Source organism: Acinetobacter towneri DSM 14962 = CIP 107472 (genome assembly GCF_000368785.1).
Taxonomy (GTDB): Bacteria; Pseudomonadota; Gammaproteobacteria; order Pseudomonadales; family Moraxellaceae; genus Acinetobacter; species Acinetobacter towneri.
Genome location: NZ_KB849691.1, coordinates 88,424 through 114,057, shown reverse-complemented (window position 1 = coordinate 114,057; position 25,634 = coordinate 88,424). Strand labels below are relative to the sequence as shown.

Annotated in this window: 21 protein-coding genes and 5 tRNA genes; 2 read left to right on the top strand and 24 right to left on the bottom strand. The window is 42.8% G+C overall.

All coding sequences use genetic code 11. From position 1 onward, the window contains the following. The first annotated feature begins 21 nt into the window (after positions 1–21). On the top strand, positions 22–1,167 hold the full coding sequence (locus tag F947_RS11440) for a hypothetical protein (protein ID WP_004975804.1): 1,146 nt from the start codon (positions 22–24) through the stop codon (positions 1,165–1,167). Between the two features lie 140 nt (positions 1,168–1,307). On the opposite strand, the gene htpG is transcribed toward F947_RS11440, so the two are convergent. From htpG to F947_RS11415, 5 genes are all read right to left on the bottom strand, one after another. Continuing rightward, positions 1,308–3,224, bottom strand: coding sequence for a molecular chaperone HtpG (gene htpG, locus F947_RS11435; RefSeq protein ID WP_004975801.1), 1,917 nt, complete (start codon positions 3,222–3,224; stop codon positions 1,308–1,310). Positions 3,225–3,318: 94 nt separating this feature from the next. After that, entirely contained in the window at positions 3,319–3,663 is a 345-nt protein-coding gene (locus F947_RS11430) for a lysozyme inhibitor LprI family protein (protein ID WP_004975799.1), read from the bottom strand. Positions 3,664–3,838: 175 nt separating this feature from the next. After that, complete coding sequence (locus F947_RS11425; RefSeq protein WP_004975796.1) at positions 3,839–4,429, bottom strand: OmpW/AlkL family protein; 591 nt, start codon at positions 4,427–4,429, stop codon at positions 3,839–3,841. Positions 4,430–5,001: 572 nt separating this feature from the next. After that, positions 5,002–6,378: a Na+/H+ antiporter family protein gene (locus F947_RS11420; protein WP_004975794.1), complete on the bottom strand. Its 1,377-nt coding sequence runs from the start codon at positions 6,376–6,378 to the stop codon at positions 5,002–5,004. 91 nt (positions 6,379–6,469) lie between these two features. Then, on the bottom strand, positions 6,470–7,360 hold the full coding sequence (locus F947_RS11415) for an alpha/beta fold hydrolase (RefSeq protein ID WP_004975793.1): 891 nt from the start codon (positions 7,358–7,360) through the stop codon (positions 6,470–6,472). 121 nt (positions 7,361–7,481) lie between these two features. Between F947_RS11415 and F947_RS14875 the strand changes: the two genes are divergently transcribed. After that, entirely contained in the window at positions 7,482–7,658 is a 177-nt protein-coding gene (locus tag F947_RS14875) for a hypothetical protein (RefSeq protein WP_171062598.1), read from the top strand. Here the strand turns inward: F947_RS14875 and F947_RS11410 are convergent. The 19 genes from F947_RS11410 to trpE all read right to left on the bottom strand — a co-directional run bounded on the left by F947_RS11410 (position 7,626) and on the right by trpE (position 25,595). Continuing rightward, a complete protein-coding gene (locus F947_RS11410) occupies positions 7,626–8,558 on the bottom strand; it encodes an IS5 family transposase (protein ID WP_082188695.1) in 933 nt (310 codons plus the stop codon). The genes F947_RS14875 and F947_RS11410 overlap by 33 nt on opposite strands. Before the next feature lie 85 nt (positions 8,559–8,643). Then, complete coding sequence (locus tag F947_RS11405; RefSeq protein ID WP_004975789.1) at positions 8,644–9,000, bottom strand: hypothetical protein; 357 nt, start codon at positions 8,998–9,000, stop codon at positions 8,644–8,646. A 109-nt stretch (positions 9,001–9,109) separates the two neighbouring features. Continuing rightward, entirely contained in the window at positions 9,110–9,394 is a 285-nt protein-coding gene (locus tag F947_RS14870; protein ID WP_004975788.1) for a hypothetical protein, read from the bottom strand. Then, a complete protein-coding gene (locus F947_RS14865; protein ID WP_004975786.1) occupies positions 9,351–9,671 on the bottom strand; it encodes a hypothetical protein in 321 nt (106 codons plus the stop codon). Before F947_RS14865 ends, F947_RS14870 begins: the two co-directional genes overlap by 44 nt. A 150-nt stretch (positions 9,672–9,821) precedes the next feature. Then, a complete protein-coding gene (gene rpoC, locus F947_RS11395; RefSeq protein ID WP_004975785.1) occupies positions 9,822–14,021 on the bottom strand; it encodes a DNA-directed RNA polymerase subunit beta' in 4,200 nt (1,399 codons plus the stop codon). Between the two features lie 157 nt (positions 14,022–14,178). Beyond that, entirely contained in the window at positions 14,179–18,267 is a 4,089-nt protein-coding gene (rpoB, locus tag F947_RS11390) for a DNA-directed RNA polymerase subunit beta (protein WP_004975783.1), read from the bottom strand. Positions 18,268–18,574: 307 nt separating this feature from the next. After that, a complete protein-coding gene (gene rplL / locus F947_RS11385) occupies positions 18,575–18,946 on the bottom strand; it encodes a 50S ribosomal protein L7/L12 (RefSeq protein WP_004975779.1) in 372 nt (123 codons plus the stop codon). A gap of 48 nt (positions 18,947–18,994) precedes the next feature. Continuing rightward, complete coding sequence (gene rplJ, locus F947_RS11380; protein WP_004975777.1) at positions 18,995–19,501, bottom strand: 50S ribosomal protein L10; 507 nt, start codon at positions 19,499–19,501, stop codon at positions 18,995–18,997. A 321-nt stretch (positions 19,502–19,822) separates the two neighbouring features. Next, the gene (gene rplA, locus F947_RS11375) at positions 19,823–20,518 is read right to left on the bottom strand and encodes a 50S ribosomal protein L1 (RefSeq protein WP_004975774.1); all 696 of its coding nucleotides are present in this window, start codon (positions 20,516–20,518) and stop codon (positions 19,823–19,825) included. A 3-nt stretch (positions 20,519–20,521) separates the two neighbouring features. Beyond that, positions 20,522–20,950 (bottom strand): 50S ribosomal protein L11, encoded by a 429-nt coding sequence (gene rplK / locus F947_RS11370; protein ID WP_004975771.1) that lies wholly within the window; start codon positions 20,948–20,950, stop codon positions 20,522–20,524. A 116-nt stretch (positions 20,951–21,066) separates the two neighbouring features. Beyond that, complete coding sequence (gene nusG / locus F947_RS11365) at positions 21,067–21,600, bottom strand: transcription termination/antitermination protein NusG (RefSeq protein ID WP_004975770.1); 534 nt, start codon at positions 21,598–21,600, stop codon at positions 21,067–21,069. Positions 21,601–21,607: 7 nt separating this feature from the next. After that, on the bottom strand, positions 21,608–22,048 hold the full coding sequence (gene secE, locus F947_RS11360; RefSeq protein ID WP_004975769.1) for a preprotein translocase subunit SecE: 441 nt from the start codon (positions 22,046–22,048) through the stop codon (positions 21,608–21,610). Between the two features lie 73 nt (positions 22,049–22,121). Next, positions 22,122–22,197: transfer RNA gene (locus F947_RS11355), tRNA-Trp, on the bottom strand. 51 nt (positions 22,198–22,248) lie between these two features. Next, a complete protein-coding gene (gene tuf, locus F947_RS11350) occupies positions 22,249–23,439 on the bottom strand; it encodes an elongation factor Tu (protein WP_004975768.1) in 1,191 nt (396 codons plus the stop codon). A 148-nt stretch (positions 23,440–23,587) separates the two neighbouring features. Continuing rightward, positions 23,588–23,662, bottom strand: a tRNA-Thr gene (locus F947_RS11345). 14 nt (positions 23,663–23,676) lie between these two features. Further along, positions 23,677–23,752 (bottom strand) — tRNA-Gly (locus tag F947_RS11340). Between the two features lie 36 nt (positions 23,753–23,788). Continuing rightward, positions 23,789–23,872: transfer RNA gene (locus F947_RS11335), tRNA-Tyr, on the bottom strand. A gap of 55 nt (positions 23,873–23,927) precedes the next feature. Continuing rightward, positions 23,928–24,003: transfer RNA gene (locus F947_RS11330), tRNA-Thr, on the bottom strand. A gap of 98 nt (positions 24,004–24,101) precedes the next feature. Next, complete coding sequence (trpE, locus tag F947_RS11325; RefSeq protein WP_004975766.1) at positions 24,102–25,595, bottom strand: anthranilate synthase component I; 1,494 nt, start codon at positions 25,593–25,595, stop codon at positions 24,102–24,104. Positions 25,596–25,634 lie beyond the last annotated feature (39 nt).

Sequence of the window (25,634 nt, the reverse complement as noted above, 5' to 3'; positions counted from 1 at the left end):
TGGCTTAAAGATCAGTAAATAATGTCAAGAATAAAGCACACATCGCCTTTTATATTAAGCTGTCTCTTAAGTGGGGTCGCAGGCATCACTTTTGCACAAGAATCAACTCAAGCAGTGGATCAAGCCCATACGTCACTGCCACCTTATGAATTGCCTGTCGCTCCGCCAAGTGCAGTAGATAAAAGCAGTTTTTATTACACAATTCCACGTTGGATTGATGCCACACCGACAGTGTTACCCGAACAATCCAATGAACCCATTGTACCTGCCGCCGCAGAAACGGAACATTTAACTTGGTTCGATCAACGTCAAAAAAATATTCGTAATTGGGCAGATAAAACAGCACATAAACTGGATAACTGGTTTGGTGAACCGAGTCCTGAACAGCCTGCCTCAGCCACTTTACGGGTTTTGGTCGATAGCAGTTGGGATAAGCATAATGAATATGAAGTCAAACCTCGTATTCGCGGGAAAATCCAACTGCCTACGCTTGAAAATAAACTCAGTGTGGTCTTTGGTGATGACTCGCTCGATAACGAATTGCAAAATAACGTCGCCATTACCAACGAAAACCCAGTGCATGACGCAGACAAAACCGTAGACAGCAAACGTAGCCGTGAAGACAACAGTTCTCTGGCATTACGTTGGTCGAACTTTGCCGAGCGTCTACCTTTTGAAACAGATGTCGATTTAGGGGTACGTTCTGGCGATGATATTTATCTGCGTTTAAAAGCCTCTAAAGACTGGACTTTGGAAAATGATTTCTCTTTTCATGCCGAACAAATTTATCGTTATGGCATCGACAGTGAAAATTATCTCAGAACCAACTTGGAGCTCACGCACGCACGCCCCAATCAGGCTTTCTTGTCCAATCAATTTAGCCTGACCTATGCCGATGAACAAGATGATGATTTGGTTTGGGACAACTACACCTTTAGACAACATCAATTCTTTGCAGGCAACCGCTTTAACTATGGCATTTATACAGGCGGTTTTTATCACGATGATGACTTACGTTTAAATCGTTGGGGGCCATTTGTCTCTTGGCGTCAACCATTTTTACGTGAATGGTTCTTTATTCAGGGCGATGTCAATTATTTAAATGATGATCGCGCAGATCGTAATCATTATCTCGGTGCTTTAGTGCGTTTAGAAGCCATTTTCTAAACAGGTAACATCTACAATCAAGCCAAATTAAAAAACCAAGTCTTGCGAACAGGACTTGGTTTTTTTGCAAGATGATCTTGCAAGATGACGATGCATTATTTGTACAACGCATCATCGATCATGTTCATGCGAAAGCAGACTTACTTTAACAGTAAGCTATTAATACGTTTCACATATTCCGCTGGGTCTTCAGGCAAGCCACCTTCAGCAATCACAGCTTGATCAAAAATCACATGCGCCAAATCATCAAATTGATTGGAGTCCTGTAATTTTTTCACCAAAGGATGCTCTGGGTTGATTTCCAAAATTGGCTTCATATCAGGTACAGCTTGCCCTGCATCCTTCAACATACGAATCAATTGTGGTGACAGTTCACCTTCACCTGTTACCAAACAAGCAGGGGAATCAACCAAACGTGTAGTCACACGCACTTCTTTGGTTTTACCGCTTAAAGATGCAGACAATTGCTCAACCACAGGTTTAAATTGTTCTGCAGCCGCGTCTAAAGCTTTCTTCTCTTCAGCATCTTGTAGATCGCCTAAATCAACCGCACCTTTAGATACGTTTTGCATTGGCGTGCCATCAAACTCCTGCACAAAGTTCATCGCCCACTCGTCTACGCGTTCTGCCATCAACAACACTTCAATGCCTTTTTTCTTAAACAACTCCAACTGTGGAGAATGCTTTGCTGCGTTCAAGTTGTCTGCCGTAACGTAGTAAATGGCTTTCTGACCTTCTTTCATTCGCGCTTTATAGTCCGCCAATGAGGTACTGATGTCATCATTACTTGAAGTAGCGTAGCGTAATAATTTCAGGATACGTTCACGGTTGCCAAAGTCTTCGCCTAAGCCTTCTTTTAAAACTGAACCAAATTCTTGATAGAATTGCTTAAATTTTTCTTGGTCTTTTTCATCTTCAGACTTGGCTAAATTGTCCAACATGGTCAACACACGACGGGTATTGCCTTCGCGGATGGTTTTCACATCACGGCTTTCTTGCAATAACTCACGGCTCACGTTCAATGGCAAATCGGCGCTGTCCACCACACCTTGTACAAAACGTAGATAGTTCGGGATCAGGTTGTCTGCCTCATCCATAATAAATACGCGCTTCACATACAATTTAATCCCCGCTTTGGCTTCACGAGTAAAAATGTTGTGCGGTGCTTTACTTGGCACATACAACAACTGAGTGTATTCAGTACTGCCTTCAACACGGTTATGCGCCCATGCCAATGGTGCGTCAAAATCGTGGCTGAGGTTTTTATAAAACTCAATGTACTGTTCTGCACTAATTTCGTTTTTATTGCGCGTCCACAACGCACTGGCCGAGTTAATTGCTTCCCACTCATCAGTTTTCACATACTGACCTGCTTTCGGTGTTTCACCTTCAGCTGCTTCTTCTTGCTGCCATACTTCTTTCTGCATTTGAATTGGCAAACTGATGTGATCAGAGTATTTATTGATGATCTGCTTAACTTTGTAGCTTTCTAAATAATCCAGCGCATCTTCACGCAAGTGCAGAATAATATCGGTACCCCGTTCTGCTTTGTGAATTTGCTCGACATCAAACTCGCCAGTACCCGCACTGCTCCAACGCACGGCTTCATCTGCAGCCAATCCTGCACGGCGTGATTCCACAGTAATTTTATCTGCCACGATAAAACCTGAATAGAAACCCACACCAAATTGACCAATCAATTGCGCATCGGCTTTTTGATCGCCCGTCAATTTTGACATAAAGTCTTTGGTGCCCGATTTGGCAATGGTACCCAAATGCTCAATCGCATCCTGCTGACTTAAACCAATGCCATTGTCTGAAATGGTCAGGGTTTTCTTGTCTTGATCTAAGCGGATACGCACACGTAAATCTGGATCATTTTCATAATATTCAGGATGGTTGATGCCTTCAAAACGTAATTTGTCGCAGGCATCCGATGCGTTAGAAATCAGTTCACGCAAGAAAATTTCAGGGTTGGAATAAAGAGAATGGGTCACCAAATGTAATAACTGCGCCACTTCGGCTTGGAAACTGTGTTTTTGGCTGTGCTCGCTCATTCATCACTCCTTAAATTCATAAACATGGTTATTGTTGGATGTGTTTATGAATTGGAGTGATTGCCTAATTTTTCAAGCCTAAACCCAGAAAAATTTAAAAAGGTGCACGTTGATAGACCTGATTTAAATGATCCTCTAATTTCTGCTGACGCAAATTATACACTTGGGTTAAACAATCGACTGAAGTACCACAACGATCACGCAACTCTAACCAGCGAAATTGTTCATCACGAATTTGTGAACGTGTCCCCATAGCGACCAAGCGGCTGACGATACGATAGGTGGTTGCCATTTTCACATCGGCATCATTGACCGCACGATGTTCACAAATGGCATGTTCGGTTTGTGTTTTGGCTTTCTCACAAGAAAAACTTGCCGCATGGCCTGCAACGCTTAGCATTAAACCAAGACACACAAACCAACCGTATTTGATCAACATGAATTAATTCCTTTTTTTATCGTTCTTTACTTTATCTTTCAGACTGTAAATGAACATGGCATATGCTCTCAATTTTTTCATTCGGTACATTTGTTATTTTTTGCAATAAAAAAAACCCCATCATAAATATGGGGTTGCGCTGATTTTTATTATTATAAAAAGCTACTTTTTATGATTAGAATTTGTAGCTATAACCGATGGTGTACACCATTGGGTCGATGTCTAGATCAAATGGTTTTAAACCTTCGATTTCAACTTCTGGGCTTAATTGTGCATAACGTGCATCAAAGAATACGCCCCAGTTTTTTGCATCGGCTGGCTGGAAGTTAAAACCGACTTGACCTGCAAAACCAAAGTCTTCTTTTACCTTAACTTTACCTAAATCAGATTTTTCATCCCATGCAACAAATGCAGTACCACCGACACCAATGTATGGTGTGAAACGGGTTGAATTTTTAAAATTATATTTAGCAGTCAATGTTGGTGGTAAATGCTTAATCTTAACAGCAGAATCACCATTCACTAACACATCGTGGCTAATTGGCGTAGCCAACAATAATTCTGCAGAGATATTATCATTAAAGAAATATTCTACTGAAGGTGTAAATGCATATTCATGATCAGCCTCAACATTAGCTGCACCACCTAGAATATCTGTATCTTGTGTTGGAGAAATTACAGAACCACCAACTTTAACTTGCCATTGACCTGCCATAGCAGAAGCAGACATTCCCATTAATGCAATTAGAGCAACTTGCTTTAACATTTCAAAACCACCTTTAGAATAAAAATCTTAACGCTTAATTAATATTAAACACGACCACTATTAATATGCAACACATATTAAACATAATATTTTAATTATTTTATAAGCTATTCATTATTATATAAATTTATTTTAAATAGACCAAATTACTTGGTTTTAAAATCCGAGTTAATTAATAGAGTTTATATTATTATTTCCCGACTATATTACTCAATTTTATTTTAAAAATATATTAAAAGATTTATTTAAAATACATCTTATATTTATTTAAAAATTAAAACAAATTTATTTTAAATAGATTAATTCACTCAGACTTTCTATTTTTAAATCATAGAAAATCAATAAAATTATCCAAATTAAATAAAGAGAATTAAAATCATCTTCATTCTAATATTAGAAGTTGATGACAACGAAAAATGGATCATTTTGTTAGAGAGTTTGAATTTTGTATTGGGTTTCAATAGGCAGATTTGAGGATGAATTTGAGGAAGATTCTTCTTGTCGTTTTAGCACGATGCTGCAACGTGCCCAGCCTATTCTGAACACGTGTGCTTAAAAATTTTGGTGATAATTTACAGCACCATCGCTGCAATCCAACCAAAAATCATCAATGGAATATTAAAGTGAATAAAAGTCGGTACCACACTGTCCTTCATGTGGTCGTGCTGCCCATCCATATTTAAACCCGAAGTTGGCCCCAAGGTTGAATCCGATGCTGGAGAACCCGCATCTCCTAAGGCTGCTGCTGTACCAATAATCGCAATGGTTGCTGCAGGGCTAAAACCGAACTGCAAACATAAAGGCACATAAATAATCGCTAAAATAGGCACGGTAGAGAAAGATGAGCCAATCCCCAAGGTGATTAACAAACCAATCAATAACATTAAAAATGCAGCCAAAGCTTTGCTATTGCCAATCCATTCCACCGACGCTTCTACCAAAGCAGGTACTTGATTGGTGGCTTCAATCACTGCTGCGAAACCTTGTGCAGCAATCATAATAAAGCCGATGAGTGCCATCATCCGCATACCGGTAATAATCACATCATCCGCTTCTTTCCATTTGAAAATTCCTGCACAGCTTAAAATGGCAACACCCACCAAACCTGCCAGAATCATCGAATCTGAATACAATTGCACTGCTAAGGTTGCAATAATCGCAAACACTGCCATCCACAGCGTAAATTTAGCAATTTGCGGTGCTTGTAAGCTTGACCCTGTTGTGTCTGCATTGAGTTCACTCGAAATGCTTTGAGTACGTGCTACCTGCACATCTAGATAGTGTCGTGGCTTGCGATAACTTACAAATAACGCAAACAATAGACCAATAAACATCCCAAACACAGGAATAAACATGGCAGCAGGAATATCTTCATTTTGAATGGCAAAACCATACGGAGCACCAAAGGTATTGATATTGTGCGCCAAAATATCATTCAGAAAGATTGCACCGAAACCGACAGGAACAAACATATAGCTGGCAACCAAACCAAAAGTCAGCAAACAAGCCACTGCACGACGGTCTAGGTTTAAATGATTGAAAACACTCAATAAAGGTGGAATCAATACAGGAATAAATGCAATATGCACTGGAATCAAGTTTTGTGAGAAGACCGCTGCCAAAGCCACAGTAAAATAAATCAGATATTTAACGCGGTTCTGTACCTTAGTATTACTGCTACCTGTTAAGGTGCGAATCAGTTTATACGCCAATAAGTCTGGTAAACCTGACCGTGCCAAAGCCAAAGCAAATGCACCTAAAATACCGTAAGCCAAGGCAATTTTAGCGCCACCACCTAAGCCATTATTAAACGCATCTAAAGTGCCTTGTAAGCCTAAACCAGCCAGTAAACCACCTGAAACTGCACCAATAACCAAGGCAAAAACCACAGGCACACGAGCCAACGACAATCCGAACATGATTGCAATGGCAGCAAGAATTGCGAACATAAGAGATGAAAATTCAAAAAAGAAGCTATTTTATCAGAGATTATGCAGATTGGAGTTGACCAAACATTCAACTCCGACAAGCGTTTCTGATTTAAATTGCTGCAGCATGTGAATTTGCATGACCTAAAGCAAAATCACGGATGGCAGTAGCAACCGCTTGCGGCTGACTAAGAATCGCCCAGTGATTAGCTGCCAATTCCACACGTTGAAAATCATCTACCCAAAGCGACATTTCATCAATCAATTCAGCACCCACAAATTGATCACATTTCAAGACAATAGCTTGCACAGGACAAATTGCATAACGTTGACGCGGCTTTAATAAACGTGGGATAAAATTGGTACGATATAAATTGACGCCATAGCGCCCATCTTTGCGGATATTAGGATTGATCGCAATATCTTGATCACGTTCTAAACGCATCACCACCTGACGCCATTGTTCAGGTTGAAAGAACTGCCAAACTGTAGGTGCAAGTGCAGGAAGTTGAAAGGCGGCAATATACCAAGATTTACGCATTTGTTTGAAAAATTTAATTTTATTTTCAGAAAACTGCTTACGCATCCAGAACGCTGCATGATCCAAACATGGGCCTGAAATACTGCTGTACGATAAAATTCGTCCCTTTAATTCTGGATCCGTCACTGCTTCCCAAGACTGAATTGAACCCCAGTCATGAGCTGCCAAGTGAAATGCACGCTGCCCCAAAACGGCATTAGCAACAGCCATTAAATCTGCAGCCAATTGAGCCAAGCTATAGGCACGAATGGATTTAGGAATGGAGGATTGTCCCGCACCGCGCACATCATAACTCACCACATAAAAATCTTGCACCAACACGGCAATCACCCGTTCCCAGACTTCTTGGTTATCTGGATAGCCATGCACCAAAATCAGTGCAGGTGCTTTTTTTTCGCCCCAAGTTTTGACATAAAGCTGTTGTCGATCAGAGGTTTCAATCCATTGCGTTTGCGCTTGCATAAACATCCTGTTGGTTTTTATTGACACGATTGCTGTTGAGAATAACAAAATATGCCATAGGTTTGCTTAAATTTCATACTAATATAAAAGACAATCTGCTCTAGGCTCTATGAAATATCACATGAATCTCATCAAAAAATTACAGCAACTTCCTATCGTTTCCAAATACTTTTTAAATCGCTATCCACCCTATCGGGGTGCAGGCATTGAAATGGCTTTGTTGCACAAAGATTTGAAATGCAAAGCGCCCCTAATTGAGCCAAATTTAAGGCGTAACTTGGGTAACTGGTCGACCTAATTCCGTAAATCTGTTGAAGACTGCTACACGTGCATGAATCTCATTCACCTGACTAGGAAAGCTTCTTGCCATTAATTTATCGCCTAATAATTTGATGCAATGCATCTTGGTTTCCACCAAACTGCGGCGATGATAGCCTGACCATTTTTTCCATAGTGTCCTGCCTAAACGTTTAACTGTTCGAAGTAATTCATTTCGCGCTAGCGAGCTACTCTTTGTATCTTTCCATGGTTTCGCATTTTTTCTAGGTGGAATCACCGCATGTGCTTGCCGATCTGCAATGACCTGACGGCATTGCTTGGTATCATAAGCTCCATCGGTATAAACAGAGTCAATCTGCTCATCTTGAGGAATCTGATCGAGTAAATCACCAAGTACTTGTGAATCACTCACATTATTTGTAGTGAGTTGAATAGCGCGTATTTGAAGGGTTTTGGCATCTATACCAATATGAAGTTTACGCCATTGGCGACGATATTCAGGTCCATGTTTCTTGCGTTTCCATTCGCCCTCACCTAGAAACTTCATGCCTGTAGAGTCTATGAGTAGATGCAGCCCATCGCTACTTTTTTGGTAGCTGATTGCAATATCAATATGCTTTTGTCTTCTACAAAGCGTACTGTAATCTGGTGCGGTCCAATTTAATCCACAAAGTTTAATCAGACTTTGCACAAAGCCAGTGACCATACGTAAAGATAGACGGAATAAGGATTTAATCATTAAGCAGCATTGGATAGCTGCGTCGGAGTAGGTTTGATTTCGCCCTTGTTTGCCTTTTGATGGAGCATACCATTGCGTAGCAGGATCAAACCAAATGGCAATATTTCCGCGACTCATGAGTGCTCGGTTATATGCGGGCCAATTGGTTGTACTGTAGATTTTGTGTGTAGGCTTCTTCATTTGAAAATTATATCGCTGAAAAAGCCTTTACAGATAGGTTTGTGCAACAAAGCCGTTAATCGATCAAGTTACTGGTCAGATCAAATTAGCGTTTTTGCTCAATTGCAGCGCCTGCACCGCCACCAACAGCACCGCCAATTGCAGCACCCGCATTTCCGCCAATCACTTCTTTACCTAAAATTGAACCAATCGCACCGCCAATTCCACTATAGGTTGCGTTACGGTTAGAACCATCTTGGGTTTTACTTCCAACTGCTGCACCTGCACCTGCGCCTGCTGCTGCACCAACACTACCACCTACGCTGTTACCCGCTGCGCCACCAACGGCACCGCCTAATGCTGCAGCACCAATACGTTGGTCATTAGAACTCATGCTTTCACAACCCGCCATAAGCATGGTCGATACTGTGGCAATTGCCAATACACTCAATACTTTTTTCATCGCGATGTCTCCCCGCTGTTGTTGATTTTAAGTGTAGTGCATCTTGCGGCATCAACTTTGAAAAATCTGTTACCAAGCACAGTAAGATATGAGTATTTCTGTAAAATGCTTAAGGCATCATAAAGGATTCTGTACCCTCTTCTTCAAGTACCACCACATCACGTGTGGTTTGTCCATCTTCAGTAAACACAGCATGAGAAACTGTTTCTTTGCTTTCAGGCGTTTTGACCCGATCCAGTTTTAATGTGCGATGAATTGGCGCCTGCCCCTGCTTATATTCCATGCCTTCTGCATCAATCGTTTTCACTTCAGAAATGACTTTACCATCCTGCTTTAGGGTTTTATTCAACTCAATTTTTGAGGTTGGTACAATCACCCCACCTTTTTGAATCACAGGAATACCCCAATTGTTTCTCTGAAAACTGTGCTTGATCATCATCAAAAACAACTTCCTTTGCCACAATATCTTTACCCTGATTGCTCACTTCAAAAATCGTGGCTTCTACATGGCGTATAGGCTTTTCACCTGTCACTGTACGAATCACTTCAGTTTTTAGAATAGGCACAATGGCTTTATCTTTCACCACAATGCTGTTTGGCATTGGTGCAGCCGAAACAGACACACTCAGTAGCATTGCCGATAAACACAGTGTCAGTCCTCTAAATTGCATAAGCTATCCCCTTAGTTTTCTTGATATTTTTAAATTGTTCTTAATTCACTATATGCAATATTGCGGCTTTATTAAAGCAAAATATGCAACTAAAACGTTGGCAAAAAAAGACGCCTCGAAAGGCGTCTTTAAATGATGCTTTAAAACGAATTAGAGATCGTTAAATTCATCGCTAAATGCTTGGCTTAATGCTTGATCTACATCAGAGAAATCATTCACTAATGCCAATTCAGCAGCTTCAGCTTCTTGACGACGACGCTCTAAGTGGTAAGCAAGACCCGTACCTGCTGGGATCAAACGACCCACAACAACGTTCTCTTTCAAGCCACGTAAATCATCTTCTTTACCTGTTACAGCCGCTTCAGTTAACACACGTGTAGTTTCCTGGAACGATGCAGCAGAAATGAACGAGTCTGTTGAAAGCGATGCTTTGGTGATACCCATCAATTGACGTTCAAACTTCGCTGGGAACTTGTTTTGTGCAAGTACAGCTTGGTTTTCTTGTACCACGCGAATGTAATCCACTTGTTCGCCTTTGATGAAGCTCGTATCGCCACCATCGGTGATTTCAACTTTACGCAACATTTGACGCACGATGACTTCAATGTGCTTATCGTTAATTTTTACACCTTGTAAGCGGTAAACGTCTTGAACTTCGTTCACGATGTAGTTGGTTAATGCCACTTCACCTTTCAAGCGTAAGATGTCATGTGGGTTTTGTGGACCATCAGAAATGGTTTCACCACGGTTCACATGCTCACCTTCAAACACGTTGATGTTACGCCATTTTGGAATCAACTCTTCGTAAATCTCAGAGCCATCATCTGGTGTAATCACTAAACGGTTCTTACCTTTGGTTTCTTTACCAAAGCTCACGATACCTGACACTTCTGCAAGAATCGCATGCTCTTTTGGTTTACGTGCTTCAAATAAGTCTGCAACGCGTGGTAAACCACCGGTAATATCACGAGTACGTGAAGATTCTTGTGGTACACGACCAATAACGTCACCCACACCGATATTTTCGCCATCACGGACAGAAAGAATCGTGTTCTGTGGCAAGAAGTAGAACTGTTCGCCACCATCCACAGTGTCTAATACCACAGCAGGACGTAAGTCTTTACCTGACGCAGGACGTGAAGTCACTGGCAAGATTTCAACTGTGGTCATACCTGTTGCATCATCAGTTTTCGAGGTTGCAGTCACGCCATCAGCAATTTGGCTGAAACGGATTTTACCCGCAACTTCGGTCACAAGTGGATGCGTGTGTGGATCCCAAGTCGCCACAATACCGCCAGCTTCTACCGCTTCGCCATCTTTGAGCAAGATTGACGCACCGTATGGCAGTTTATAACGCTCACGCTCACGACCTAACTCATCGGCAATACCAATTTCACCTGAACGTGAAACAGATACCAAGTGACCTTTAGCGTGTTGTACAGTTTTCACGTTATGGAAACGTACTGAACCTTTGTTACGCACTTGTACGCTGTTGGCTGCAGAAGTTCGGCTTGCCGCACCACCCACGTGGAATGTACGCATGGTTAACTGTGTACCTGGCTCACCAATCGATTGAGCAGCCATTACACCCACAGATTCACCTGGATTCACCAAGTGACCACGTGCTAGGTCACGACCATAACACTTCGCACATACACCAAAGGTCGATTCACAAGATACCACTGAACGTACTTTTACTTCATCGACACCTTGCTCTTCTAAGAAGTTAGCAAGTTTTTCATCAATGAGTGTGTTACGTGGCAGAATAACTTCGTCTGAACCCGCTTTCTTCACATCTTCTGCAGTTACACGACCTAATACACGCGTACCAAGGTTTTCAATGACATCACCACCTTGAATGAATGATGTCATCACTAAACCGCCATAAGTACCGCAATCTGGCTCAGTAATTACCAAGTCTTGTGCAACGTCAACCAAACGACGTGTCAAGTAACCTGAGTTCGCTGTTTTCAATGCGGTATCGGCCAAACCTTTACGCGCACCGTGAGTTGAAATGAAGTACTGAAGTACCGTCAAACCTTCACGGAAGTTCGCTTTAATTGGCGTTTCAATGATCGAACCATCTGGTTTCGCCATCAAACCACGCATACCCGCCAACTGACGAATCTGTGCCGCACTACCACGCGCACCTGAATCCGACATCATGTAGATCGAGTTGAATGATTTTTGCTTCTCGTCTTCACCCTGTTTGTTTTTCACAGTTGTGAATGACAAGTTGTCCATCATCGCTTTAGCAACTTGGTCGTTGGTACGTGCCCAAATATCGACCACTTTGTTATAACGCTCACCCGCAGTTACGAAGCCTTGCTCGAACTGTTGTTCAATTTCACGAACTTCAGTTTCTGCTTTTTCAATAATTGCTTGTTTTTGTGGTGGAATAACCATGTCTTCCATACCCACAGAAACACCTGAACGTGTCGCTTGACGGAAGCCCAAGTACATCAATTGGTCTGCAAAAATAACCGTGTCTTTTAGACCTAATTTACGGTAGCAAGAGTTGATTAACTTTGAGATGTTCTTTTTGTTCATCTCTAGGTTAATTTGCTCGAAGCTTAAACCTTCAGGCACAACTTCCCAAAGCAAGCAGCGGCCTGGTGTCGTATCTACAACAATAGTTTGTTGCTCACGCTCACCATTTTCATTGATTACGGTTTGGTGTACACGTGCTTTTACGCGAGCGTGTAAGTCAACTTGACCCGTTGCAAGTGCACGGTTTACTTCGTGCGTATCAGCAAACACCATGCCTTCACCTTTGGCATTGATTGCATCACGCGTGATGTAATACAAGCCCAACACCACGTCCTGAGATGGTACGATGATTGGTTCACCGTTCGCAGGAGACAAGATGTTGTTGGTGGACATCATTAACGCACGCGCTTCTAATTGTGCTTCAAGCGTTAATGGTACGTGTACCGCCATTTGGTCACCGTCGAAGTCGGCGTTAAACGCAGCACAGACAAGCGGGTGTAGACGGATCGCTTTACCTTCAATCAGGATCGGTTCAAATGCTTGAAGGCCTAAACGGTGAAGTGTAGGCGCACGGTTCAACATCACTGGGTGTTGACGAATCACAGAGGCAAGAACGTCCCAAACTTCTGGCGTTTCACGCTCAACCATTTTCTTCGCAGCTTTAATGGTAGTTGCTTGACCTGAAGCTTGTAGTTTGGCAAAGATGAACGGCTTGAATAGCTCAAGTGCCATTTTCTTCGGAAGACCACATTGGTGCAGACGTAGGTTTGGACCTACAGTAATTACCGAACGACCAGAGTAGTCAACACGCTTACCAAGTAAGTTTTGACGGAAACGACCTTGCTTACCTTTGATCATATCTGCCAAAGATTTAAGCGGACGCTTGTTTGAACCTGTGATTGCACGACCACGACGACCGTTATCTAACAAGGCATCAACAGACTCTTGTAACATACGTTTTTCGTTACGTACGATGATGTCTGGCGCTGCAAGGTCAAGAAGACGCTTCAAACGGTTGTTACGGTTAATCACACGACGATAAAGATCGTTCAAGTCAGACGTCGCAAAACGACCACCTTCAAGTGGAACCAACGGACGAAGATCTGGTGGAAGTACAGGCAGTACATTCATCACCATCCATTCTGGCTTGTTGTTCGACTCTTTGAACGCTTCCATCAACTTCAAACGCTTAGAGGCTTTTTTCAGCTTAGTTTCTGAAGTTGTTTGTGGAATTTCTTCACGTAAACGAGCAATTTCAGCTTCAAGATCGATGTCTTTTAACAAGTCTTGAACCGCTTCAGCACCCATTTTCGCTGTGAATTCATCACCATGCTCTTCTAAAGCATTGAAGTATTCTTCGTCATTGAGAAGTTGGTATTTCTCAAATGGTGTCATACCTGGGTCAGTCACCACATAAGATTCAAAATACAATACACGTTCGATATCACGTAAAGTCATGTCTAACAATAGACCAATACGGCTCGGAAGTGATTTTAAGAACCAAATGTGTGCAACTGGAGAAGCTAGTTCGATGTGACCCATACGCTCACGACGAACTTTTGCAGTCGTTACTTCTACGCCACATTTTTCACAAATGACGCCTTTGTATTTCATACGCTTGTATTTACCACACAAGCATTCGTAATCTTTTACTGGACCAAAAATTTTGGCACAGAATAAACCATCACGTTCTGGTTTGAACGTACGATAGTTAATGGTTTCTGGCTTTTTAACTTCACCGTGAGACCATGACTTAATCATTTCTGGTGACGCAAGACCAATACGGATGCGATCAAACTCTACTGGAGCATGACCGTCTGAATCCGTCTTTTTGCGCATGATATCGAGCAAGTCTTTCAATTTTTTTCTCCGTGTGCTGGGAGGCTGTTTTCACATCCCAACTGGGTCACAAATATTGTTTTTTAACTGAGTTTTAATCCCCCTTAATCCCCCTTTTTCAAAGGGGGAAAAGTCCCTCTTTTATAAAGAGGGATCTAGGGAGATTTAATGGAGATGATTAGTCACCATTTTTCAGTTCAATGTTGATACCTAAAGAACGGATCTCTTTGGTCAATACGTTAAATGATTCAGGCATGCCCGGATCCATATAATGGTTGCCATCTACAATGTTCTTATAGATGCGGGTACGACCTTCAACGTCATCCGACTTCACAGTGAGCATTTCTTGCAGCGTATAAGCAGCACCGTATGCTTCAAGTGCCCAGACTTCCATCTCACCGAAACGCTGACCACCGAATTGTGCCTTACCACCTAACGGCTGTTGCGTTACAAGTGAGTAAGAACCTGTAGAACGTGCGTGCATCTTGTCATCCACCAAGTGGTTAAGTTTGAGCATGTACATATAACCTACAGTCACAGGACGGTCGAATTTCTCGCCTGTACGTCCATCATACAATACGGTCTGACCTGAACGTGGTAATTCAGCCAGTTCAAGCAATTCTTTGATTTGACCTTCTTCAGCACCATCAAATACAGGAGTAGCCAATGGAACACCTGCACGCAAGTTACCCGCCAATACCAAGATTTCATCATCAGTTAAGCTGTCAAGATCTTCTTGCTCGCCACCCACTTTGTTATAAATCTTGTCTAGGAACGCACGTAGTTCAGCAATCTCACGTTGTTGTTTGAGCATCTTGTCAATTTGCTCACCCAAACCTTTGGCTGCCATACCCAAGTGTGTTTCAAGAATCTGACCCACGTTCATACGAGATGGTACACCTAGTGGGTTCAATACGATGTCAACAGGTACACCGTTAGCATCGTGCGGCATGTCTTCTACTGGCAAGATGTTAGATACAACACCTTTGTTACCGTGACGACCCGCCATCTTATCACCCGGTTGGATGCGACGTTTAACAGCCAAGTACACCTTAACAACTTTCAACACGCCTGTAGTGAGCTCATCGCCTGTAGAAAGTTTACGTTTCTTCTCAGCAAATTTCTCATCAATTTCAAAGCTCTTCTCTTTCAAGAAGGTTTGAATTTGCGTTAAGCGTTCAGCAATCGCTTCATCACTTGGTTGAATTTCAAGTAAATCCACTAAAGCCAAGCCTGACAACATATCTTCAGAAAGCTTGTCGCCACGTTTGGTTGTACCGCCACCGTTAGACTCTTGGCCTTTCAATAAGCGGATAATACGTTCACGTGCAGCTTCTTCAAAGATTTTGTATTCTTCTTTCAAGTCTTTGCGATATGCATCTAACTGTGCTTTTTCAATTGCTTGCGCACGTTCGTCTTTTTCTAGACCATCGCGGGTAAACACTTGAACGTCAATCACTGTACCTTTAGTACCTGATGGAACGCGCAATGATGAATCTTTCACATCTGCTGCTTTTTCACCGAAGATTGCACGAAGCAATTTTTCTTCAGGGGTTAACTGAGTTTCACCCTTCGGCGTTACTTTACCTACCAGGATGTCGCCTGCAGTAACTTCAGCACCAATGTAAACGATACCAGACTCGTCTAGTTTAGACAGTGCAGCTTCGCCCACGTTTGGAATATCAGCTGTGATTTCTTCCGCACCCAATTTGGTATCACGTGCAACACATGACAATTCTTGAATGTGAATCGAAGTTAAACGGTCTTCTTGAAGTACACGCTCAGAAAGCAAGATCGAGTCTTCGTAGTTATAGCCATTCCAAGTCATGAACGCGACACGCATGTTCTGACCGAGTGCAAGCTCACCGCCATCTGTAGATGGACCGTCAGCCAATACATCACCACGACCTACCTTATCACCCATCTTCACCAAAACTTTTTGGTTAATACAAGTGTTTTGGTTTGAACGTGTGTATTTGATCAGGTTGTAGATATCTACACCTGCTTCACCCGCGATCATTTCTTCTTCGTTCACACGAATGACTACACGTGAAGCATCGACATATTCAATACGACCACCACGGTTTGCAATCACACATACACCTGAGTCATGTGCTACGTTCGCTTCCATCCCTGTACCCACAAGTGGTTTATCAGCGATAAGCGTCGGAACAGCCTGACGTTGCATGTTCGATCCCATCAAGGCACGGTTGGCGTCATCGTGCTCAAGGAATGGAATCAGTGATGCTGCTACAGATACAACCTGCTGTGCAGAAACGTCCATGTGCGTCACGCGCTCTGGCGGCATACGCACGAAGTCACCTTGGTGACGTACAGATACGAATTCTTCTGTTAAATTGCCATCTTGGTCTACGCTTGAGTCCGCTTGCGCAATGATCGTGCCCACTTCTTCAATTGCAGATAAATACTCAACCTCATCGGTTACACGACCATCAACCACTTTACGGTATGGCGTTTCCAAGAAGCCAAAATTATTACATTTTGCATAAACAGAAAGCGAGTTGATCAAACCAATGTTTGGACCTTCAGGCGTTTCAATTGGACACACACGACCATAGTGAGTTTGGTGTACGTCACGTACCTCAAAGCCTGCACGTTCACGTGTCAAACCACCTGGACCAAGCGCAGATACGCGACGCTTGTGGGTAATTTCAGACAACGGGTTGTTTTGGTCCATGAACTGAGACAATTGGCTTGAACCAAAGAATTCTTTGATTGCAGCAGCCACTGGCTTCGCATTGATTAAATCTTGCGGAGACAGGTTGTCTGTTTCAGCTTGTGACAAACGCTCTTTTACAGCACGCTCAACACGTACCAAACCAACACGGAATTGGTTTTCAGTCATCTCGCCCACTGAACGTACGCGACGGTTACCCAAGTGGTCGATATCGTCGACTTCACCTTTACCGTTACGGATTTCGATCAATGTTTTAAGTACATCGGTAATGTCTTCGTTAGACAAAATACCTTCAACTTCACGTGATTTCTGATCTGTACCCACTTCGTAAGGACGACCCAAACGACGGTTGAACTTCATACGACCTACTGGCGATAAATCATAACGCTCAGAAGAGAAGAACAAGTTATTGAACAGATTTTCAGCGGCTTCTTTCGTCGGTGGCTCACCTGGACGCATCACTTTGTAGATTTCTACCAAAGCATCTTCACGACCAACAGTTGTATCTGCACGTAAGGTGTCCGCAATGAACGAACCACGGTCGATGTCATTGGTGAATAGGATGTTAAATTGTTTAACACCACCTTCTGCAAGTTTCACCATGATTTCATGGCTTAACAAGGTGTTTGCAGCAATCACATCGCCATCTTTTAGCTGGATGTCTTCTGCAGTAATACGTTCGTACAAGTACTCATCAGGAACTGAAAGCTTCTCAAGACCAGCTGCTTCCATTTGACGTACGTGACGCGCATTAATGCGTTTACCTTGCTCAACAATCACTTTGCCGTCAGTATCAGTGATGTCAAATTGTGCCATTTCGCCACGTAAGCGTTCTGGGACAAGGTCAATTTGGTAGCTACCCATGTCTAAATAGACAGGTACTTTCTCAAAGAACAAGTCTAGGATTTGTTCATTGCTATAGCCCAATGCACGCAACACTACAGTCGCAAGCAATTTACGACGACGGTCAATACGCACATAAACGAGGTCTTTGGCATCGAATTCAAAGTCTAACCATGAGCCACGGTAAGGAATAATGCGTGCTGAATACAACACTTTACCGCTCGAGTGGGTCTTACCTTTATCGTGGTCAAAGAACACGCCTGGTGAACGGTGTAATTGAGAAACAATTACACGCTCAGTACCGTTAATCACAAAGGTACCGTTATCCGTCATCAATGGCATTTCGCCCATGTAGACTTCTTGCTCACGCACATCTTTGATTGATTTCGTTTCACGATCTTTAATGATCAAACGAATTTTTACGCGCATTGGTGCCGCATAAGTTGAGCCGCGAAGAATACACTCACGTACATCAAACTCAGGCTTACCAAGACTATACTCAACAAATTCTAAAGCAGCATTGCCAGAATAACTTTCTATAGGAAAAACTGAACGAAATGCGGCTTGGAGACCGATATCTTCGCGGCTTTTTGGAGTTTTGCCATCTTGAAGGAAAGTACGGTACGAGTCGACTTGAATCGAAAGCAAGTACGGTGCATCCATTACTTGGGGCAATTTACCAAAATTCTTACGGATCCGTTTCTTTTCGGTATATGAGTATGCCATCTGGAGTCCTCGGAAAGTAAACTAAACCCGCCTGCAGAACGGGTTTAGAAGGAATTACGCAGGCCGATATGGCCACCACTCTTTACAAATGCTGCAATTTTTAGTGGTATTAAAACGCTTAACAATATTTTTAAATGTGGAAAAATATTGGTAAGCGTTTGATTTTATTGATTTATATTGTTTTCGATGGTTTTCCCATCATTCAAACAAAAATCGAGCCGATAATTGTAACGCAAAAAGGCTGATGACCCAAGAGCCATCAGCCATTTTTTGGAGTCGATTATAAAAAAATCGACTCCCCTTAAGATTACTTAAGTGTAACTGTAGCACCAGCTTCTTCAAGTTTCTTCTTAAGCTCTTCACCTTCTTCTTTAGAAACAGCTTCTTTGATCACTGAAGGAGCGCCTTCAACGATGTCTTTAGCTTCTTTAAGACCAAGGCCAGTAGCTTCACGAACTGCTTTAATTACAGCAACTTTGTTCGCACCGAAAGAAGTCAACTCAACGTTGAATTCAGATTGCTCTTCTGCAGCAGCAGCGCCAGCGCCTGGAGCAGCAGCAACAGCAACAGCAGCAGCTGATACATTGAATTTCTCTTCAAAAGCAGAGATAAGTTCAACAAGTTCAAGAACAGTTTTTTCAGCAACTGCGTTTAAGATTTCTTCGTTAGTTAAAGCCATGAGAATAACTCCAAATGGAAATTGAATGGTGTGGAAATAAATTTAAGCTTATGCAGCTTCTGACTCGTTTTTCTCTTTGAGCGCAGTAATAAGGCGACCCAATTTCGAAATAGGAGCTTGAAGAACGTTTGCAAGCATAGTAAGCGCTTTTTCTTGGTTCGGAAGATTCGCAATTACGCTAACTTCAGCACCTTTATAAAGTTTGCCGTCAAATGCAGCAGCTTTAAGTTCAAATGCTTTATTCGTTTTAGCGAATTCTTCGAACAAGCGTGCAGCTGCACCCATGTCGTCTTCAGAAGTTGAGAAAGCTAAAATTGTTGGGCCAACAAGGTTGTCGTTCAAGATCGTGAATTGCGTATCTTGAAAAGCACGTTTAGCCAAAGTATTACGTACAACACGTGTAGTAACACCTAATTTACGCGCTTCAACACGTAGAGCCGTTAATTGCTCAACGCTCATACCTTGATAGTCAGCAACAACAGCAGAGAACGCTTTAGAAGCAACTTCGTTAACTTCTGCTACGATCTGTTTTTTGTCTTCGATAAGAAGAGCCATTGTAAAACCTCCTAACGGTGATTTATGTGCTTACGTGAAGCACACTCCCAATTCGTAAATTCATTGCTGAACTTACACGCGGAGGAGGAATAAATCACACCACCGCGTCTACCCAGGCTGGAAGATTAAGAAAGCAGCATAAAACTACTCTCGCCTGAGGTCTTTGACGCTGATAAATTCTCATTTACCAATTCAAAGTCCGCCTGAATGTCCCCCTCTCCTGCTAGGAGAGGGTTAGGGAGAGGTTTAACCCTCATCCCGACCTTCTCCCAGAGGGAGAAGGAGACTTTTCAGGACTTTAAAATTCTTTCTAAGTCAGACTTAGTTAGAAACGTTCTGTACATCAATAACAAGACCAGGACCCATAGTAGAGCTCAAAGTGATCTTTTTGATGTATACGCCTTTAGAAGTTGCAGGCTTTAACTTTTTCAAGTCAGCAACTAAGGTTTCAACGTTTGAACGAACTGCTTCAGCAGTAAAGCCAACTTGACCAATCGCAGCGTGGATAATACCCGCTTTGTCTACACGGTAACGCGCTTGACCTGCTTTTGCATTTTTAACTGCAGTCGCAACGTCAGGAGTTACAGTACCCACTTTAGGGTTTGGCATTAAGCCACGTGGACCAAGAATCGTACCCAACTTACCTACTACGCGCATTGCATCCGGAGCTGCAATCACAACGTCAAAGTCAAGGTTACCCGCTTGAATGCTTTCAGCTAAGTCATCGAAACCAACTACGTCTGCGCCTTCAGCTTTAGCAGCTTCTGCAGCAGCACCTTGAGCGAAAACAGCTACACGTACAGTTTTACCAGTACCTGCAGGAAGTGTAGTCGCACCACGAACAACCTGATCAGATTTACGTGGGTCAACACCTAGGTTTACCGCAACATCCAAAGATTCTTTGAATTTAGCAGCAGGAAGGTTGTTTAGAACTTCAACTGCTTCTTCCAAAGTGTAAACTTTGTTTGCTTCTACAGCAGCAGCAATGGCTTTTTGACGTTTAGTTAACTTTGCCATGTCTTATAGCTCCACATCCAAGCCCATAGAACGTGCAGAACCAGCAATGGTACGCACACGTGCTTCTAAATCAGCACCAGTTAAATCTGGTTCTTTAGTAGTCGCGATTTCTTCTAATTGAGCACGAGTCAACTTACCAACTTTGTTTTTGTTAGGTACAGCTGAACCCTTTTGAATGCCTGCAGCTTTCTTAAGAAGAATTGCAGCAGGAGGAGTTTTCATGATGAATGTGAACGACTTGTCGTTGTACACAGTGATCACTACAGGAATTGGCAAACCTGGTTCAACTTTTTGTGTAGCAGCATTGAATTCTTTACAGAATGCCATGATGTTAACACCACGTTGACCTAATGCAGGACCAATTGGTGGAGATGGATTCGCTTTACCAGCTGGAACTTGCAGCTTGATATAGCCGTCAATCTTCTTAGCCATTTCAAATTACCTCTGGGTACAAACGCCGCTAGGCTCCCCAATATTTTAAGTAACGATACCGTTACAACAACAATGCCCGATTCATCATAAATCGGGCGTTTTCCAACCACTCAAACTTAAACGGATTTTTCGACTTGACGAAATTCCAGCTCAACCTGAGTAGGTCGATTAAATACATTAATTGTCAACGTTAAACGTGACTTCTCGTATTGAACTTCTTCCACCACGCCTTTAAAGTCGGTGAATGGACCATCAATCACAAGTAATTCTTCGCCTGGTTCAAACATCGTCTTCGGACGAGGTGCTTCACCAGTATTGCGTACACGTGCAAGAATCGCGTCAGCTTCTTTTTGCGTAATTGGGGCAGGCTTTTCTGCTGTACCACCAATAAAACCTAAAACTTTTGGACACTCTTTAACAATGTGCCAAGTTTCATCGTTCATTTCCATTTCAACCAATACATAGCCTGGAAAGAACTTACGCTCTGACTTACGTTTCTTACCATCCTTCATTTCTACCACTTCTTCGGTAGGAACAAGGACTTCACCAAAGCTATCGGCAACAGCGCTACGCTGGATTCGATCATTAAGCGAACGCATCACTTGTTTTTCATAACCTGAGTAGGCATGAATAATGTACCAACGTTTCATAGCTCTTTTACCCGATAATTAACTTGATTGCCCAGCCTAACAAATAGTCAAAACACCACAATACAATTGAAGTGACTACAACAACAATCAATACATGCCATGACGTTGTTACAGTTTCCTGTTTAGTAGGCCAAGTGACTCGACGTAACTCAATACGTGAATCTTTAAGCAAACGAACAAAGCCTTTGCCTTGATGGGTGGCGTATAATAAACCTAAAGCCACAACGATACAAGCCAAAATTACCCCAACACGCACCCAAATATCATTGGCTGGTGCCCAATACGCAGGAAGATGCTGATTCACCATCATCGAAGCGATGAATAAAATCAAAGCGATACCCCACAACACGTAGTCTAATGGAGAACTCGATTGAACAACTTCAGCAGAATTATTTCTTTGAGGGATTGGCGCGTCGCTTAATGCGTCACGCGATTTATCATTCGACATTTTTGTACTCGTCGTAGAATTCGCGACTTATTATATGACTAGATTAGCCGACATCAAGCTTTTTTAAAAAAAGTGGCAGGCCAGGAGGGACTCGAACCCCCAACATTCGGTTTTGGAGACCGACGCTCTACCAATTGAACTACTGACCTACAAAACAGAACGAGAGCCAAAGCTCTCGACCTGTTTAACACATTCTATAATTATGCTGTTACTTTAGCAACAACACCCGCACCTACAGTACGACCACCTTCACGGATCGCAAAACGTAGACCTGGGTCCATTGCGATTGGGTGGATTAATTCTACTGACATTTCAACGTTGTCACCTGGCATTACCATTTCAACGCCTTCTTTCAACTGGATTGCACCAGTTACGTCAGTTGTACGGAAATAGAATTGTGGACGGTAACCGTTAAGGAATGGAGTGTGACGACCACCCTCTTCTTTAGAAAGTACGTATACTTCCGCATCGAATTTAGTGTGTGGCTTGATTGTACCTGGCTTAGCAAGTACTTGACCACGTTGTACGTCTTCACGCTTAGTACCACGTAAAAGAACACCACAGTTCTCGCCCGCACGACCTTCGTCAAGAAGTTTACGGAACATTTCTACGCCAGTTACAGTTGTTTTAACTGTGTCTTTGATACCAACGATTTCAACTTCTTCGCCTACTTTCACGATACCAGTTTCTACACGACCAGTTACTACTGTACCACGACCAGAAATAGAGAATACGTCTTCGATTGGCATTAAGAATGCTTGGTCGATTGCACGTACTGGCTCTGGGATGTAAGTATCAAGCGCTTCAACAAGAGCAACTACAGCATCTTCACCATATTGACCTGATTCACCGTTAAGTGCAGCAAGTGCTGAACCACGGATTACTGGAGTGTCGTCGCCTGGGAAGTCGTAAGTAGAAAGAAGTTCACGAACTTCCATTTCAACTAATTCGATTAACTCTTCGTCGTCTACGATATCGCATTTGTTTAAGAATACGATGATGTAAGGTACACCTACCTGACGAGAAAGAAGGATGTGTTCACGAGTTTGTGGCATTGGACCATCAGTCGCTGAACAAACAAGGATCGCACCATCCATCTGAGCAGCACCAGTGATCATGTTTTTAACATAGTCGGCGTGACCTGGGCAGTCTACGTGCGCGTAGTGACGAGTTGGAGAGTCGTATTCTACGTGAGAAGTATTAATTGTAATACCACGTGCTTTTTCTTCTGGTGCAGAGTCGATAGCAGCGTAATCTTTCGCTTCACCACCAAACTTACGTGCACATACTGTAGCAATCGCAGCTGTTAAAGTTGTTTTACCATGGTCAACGTGACCGATTGTGCCCACGTTAACGTGTGGCTTATTACGTTCAAACTTAGCCTTAGCCATGTTCATCTTCCTCGTTTACGTCGAACACAATGCTGAGTAAAACTCTGCCCCGACATATCGCCTAAAAAACTAGACACCTAATACTTGAAAAGCAGACTAATAAGCCTGCTTTTTGAAAATCTTGTGCGAATAATCGCTAAACTGTATCTGGAGCTCTTATCGAGATTTGAACTCGAGACCTCTCCCTTACCAAGGGAGTGCTCTACCACTGAGCTATAAGAGCGACAAATCCTTCGATGGAGCGGGAGACGAGGATCGAACTCGCGACATGCAGCTTGGAAGGCTGCCGCTCTACCAACTGAGCTACTCCCGCATCTATGTTGGTAATTACCACTTCTATCGAAGTTAATGGTGGTGGGAGAAGGATTCGAACCTTCGAAGCTTACGCGGCAGAGTTACAGTCTGCTCCCTTTGACCGCTCGGGAATCCCACCATTTTCACACTTACTCAGTGTTCGTTCTTTACTTAACAACTTAAACTCCCTAAGATGGTGCCGGCACACGGATTCGAACTGTGGACCTACTGATTACAAGTCAGTTGCTCTACCAACTGAGCTATGCCGGCGTTTCTTAGTGTTTCGTACGTTTCGTATCGGAACGGTGTGCAGTTTAGCAAAACTTGAAATCCGTGCAAGTGTTTTTTTCAAAAAAAACGCTAAAAACTCATAAAATCAATCCATTTGATGATAATTCAACCGCTTTGATCACTGCGCGAGCTTTTATTTGGGTTTCATTCCATTCAGATTCAGGATTTGAGTCCGCAACTAGACCTGCGCCTGCCTGCACATAGACCTTATTTTGACGAATAACACAGGTACGAATCGCAATCGACATGTCCATTTCGCCATGCCAGCCTAAATAACCAACAGCACCACCAAAAACACCACGTTTTACAGGCTCAACTTCATCAATAATTTCCATGGCACGAATTTTTGGTGCACCCGAAAGTGTCCCTGCAGGGAAAGTTGCCTGAAAAACATCCAAAGCATCGACATCGTCACGCACTTCACCTTGCACATTGGACACAATATGCATGACATGCGAATAACGCTCGATCACCATTTGATCAGTCACTTGTACTTTACCAATTTTGGCGATACGCCCGACATCATTACGCCCCAAGTCAATCAGCATTAAGTGTTCGGCAATTTCTTTTTCATCCGACAACAAATCTTGCTCAAGTGCCAAATCTTCTTCTTTGGTTTTACCGCGCGGGCGTGTACCTGCTAAAGGACGCACAGTGGCAATACCATTTTCCAAACGCGATAAAATTTCAGGTGATGAGCCGACAATATGAAACGGCTGATCATCGCCCAAAGTTTTGCCTTGTACCAAGAATAAGTACGGCGATGGGTTGAGATGGCGCAAAGCACGATAAACCTGTAACGACTCACCATCAAAATCTGACACCATGCGATGTCCAGGCACCACTTGCATAACATCGCCTGCACGAATGTATTCTTTGACGGTATCAATGGTCGCCAAGAATTTTTCTTTGCCTGTAAGCGATTCAAAATGTGGTGGCGTATGTTTTTCTGCTTTTAGACTAATCGGGGTTGCTAAAATTTCTTCTAGTGCATCGAGTTGTTGTTGTGCCTTGTCATAAGCATCTGCCTGCGCTGCATCGGCATGCACAATTAAGAACAAGGTATCTTTTAAGTTATCAAACACGATGACTGTTTTAGACAACATCATCCAAATATCAGGCAAACCGACTGGATCTGCTGCAGGCACGTTTTTTAAACGCGGTTCGATATAACGCACTGCATCGTAACCAAAATAACCCACCAAACCACCTGTAAAGCTTGGCAATTCAGGCAAGTCAGCTTGCGTAGGCACTTTAAATTGCGCTTGAAAATCGCGGATATACTGAAACGGCTGTGCACGAGTTTGTTTTTCGATTGAACCGTCAGCATGTTGGATGGTGAGTTCACCCGCATTACAGGAGAAAACTGTAGATTCACCCAAACCAATAATTGAATAACGTGCCCAGTTTTCACCACCTTCTACAGACTCAAACAAATAGGCTTGTTGATGCTGCTTCAAACGTGCAAATACCGACAATGGAGTTTCGGTATCGGCCAAACGCTGGCGATATACAGGAATGAGGTTGTAGCCTGCTGCTTTAAGTTGTTCAAATTGAGTCAGAGTGGTCATGTGAAGCTCTCTATATTTCGATGTAGCAATGTTTTCGAT

Excerpts from the sequence above, each read along its gene's own strand:
- F947_RS11440 (WP_004975804.1), top strand. The coding sequence starts at position 22 with ATGTCAAGAATAAAGCACACATCGCCTTTTATATTAAGCTGTCTCTTA.
- htpG (WP_004975801.1), bottom strand. The coding sequence starts at position 3,224 with ATGAGCGAGCACAGCCAAAAACACAGTTTCCAAGCCGAAGTGGCGCAG.
- F947_RS11430 (WP_004975799.1), bottom strand. The coding sequence starts at position 3,663 with ATGTTGATCAAATACGGTTGGTTTGTGTGTCTTGGTTTAATGCTAAGC.
- F947_RS11425 (WP_004975796.1), bottom strand. The coding sequence starts at position 4,429 with ATGTTAAAGCAAGTTGCTCTAATTGCATTAATGGGAATGTCTGCTTCT.
- F947_RS11420 (WP_004975794.1), bottom strand. The coding sequence starts at position 6,378 with ATGTTCGCAATTCTTGCTGCCATTGCAATCATGTTCGGATTGTCGTTG.
- F947_RS11415 (WP_004975793.1), bottom strand. The coding sequence starts at position 7,360 with ATGCAAGCGCAAACGCAATGGATTGAAACCTCTGATCGACAACAGCTT.
- F947_RS14875 (WP_171062598.1), top strand. The coding sequence starts at position 7,482 with ATGAATCTCATCAAAAAATTACAGCAACTTCCTATCGTTTCCAAATAC.
- F947_RS11410 (WP_082188695.1), bottom strand. The coding sequence starts at position 8,558 with ATGAAGAAGCCTACACACAAAATCTACAGTACAACCAATTGGCCCGCA.
- F947_RS11405 (WP_004975789.1), bottom strand. The coding sequence starts at position 9,000 with ATGAAAAAAGTATTGAGTGTATTGGCAATTGCCACAGTATCGACCATG.
- F947_RS14865 (WP_004975786.1), bottom strand. The coding sequence starts at position 9,671 with ATGCAATTTAGAGGACTGACACTGTGTTTATCGGCAATGCTACTGAGT.
- rpoB (WP_004975783.1), bottom strand. The coding sequence starts at position 18,267 with ATGGCATACTCATATACCGAAAAGAAACGGATCCGTAAGAATTTTGGT.
- rplL (WP_004975779.1), bottom strand. The coding sequence starts at position 18,946 with ATGGCTTTAACTAACGAAGAAATCTTAAACGCAGTTGCTGAAAAAACT.
- rplJ (WP_004975777.1), bottom strand. The coding sequence starts at position 19,501 with ATGGCTCTTCTTATCGAAGACAAAAAACAGATCGTAGCAGAAGTTAAC.
- rplA (WP_004975774.1), bottom strand. The coding sequence starts at position 20,518 with ATGGCAAAGTTAACTAAACGTCAAAAAGCCATTGCTGCTGCTGTAGAA.
- rplK (WP_004975771.1), bottom strand. The coding sequence starts at position 20,950 with ATGGCTAAGAAGATTGACGGCTATATCAAGCTGCAAGTTCCAGCTGGT.
- nusG (WP_004975770.1), bottom strand. The coding sequence starts at position 21,600 with ATGAAACGTTGGTACATTATTCATGCCTACTCAGGTTATGAAAAACAA.
- secE (WP_004975769.1), bottom strand. The coding sequence starts at position 22,048 with ATGTCGAATGATAAATCGCGTGACGCATTAAGCGACGCGCCAATCCCT.
- tuf (WP_004975768.1), bottom strand. The coding sequence starts at position 23,439 with ATGGCTAAGGCTAAGTTTGAACGTAATAAGCCACACGTTAACGTGGGC.
- trpE (WP_004975766.1), bottom strand. The coding sequence starts at position 25,595 with ATGACCACTCTGACTCAATTTGAACAACTTAAAGCAGCAGGCTACAAC.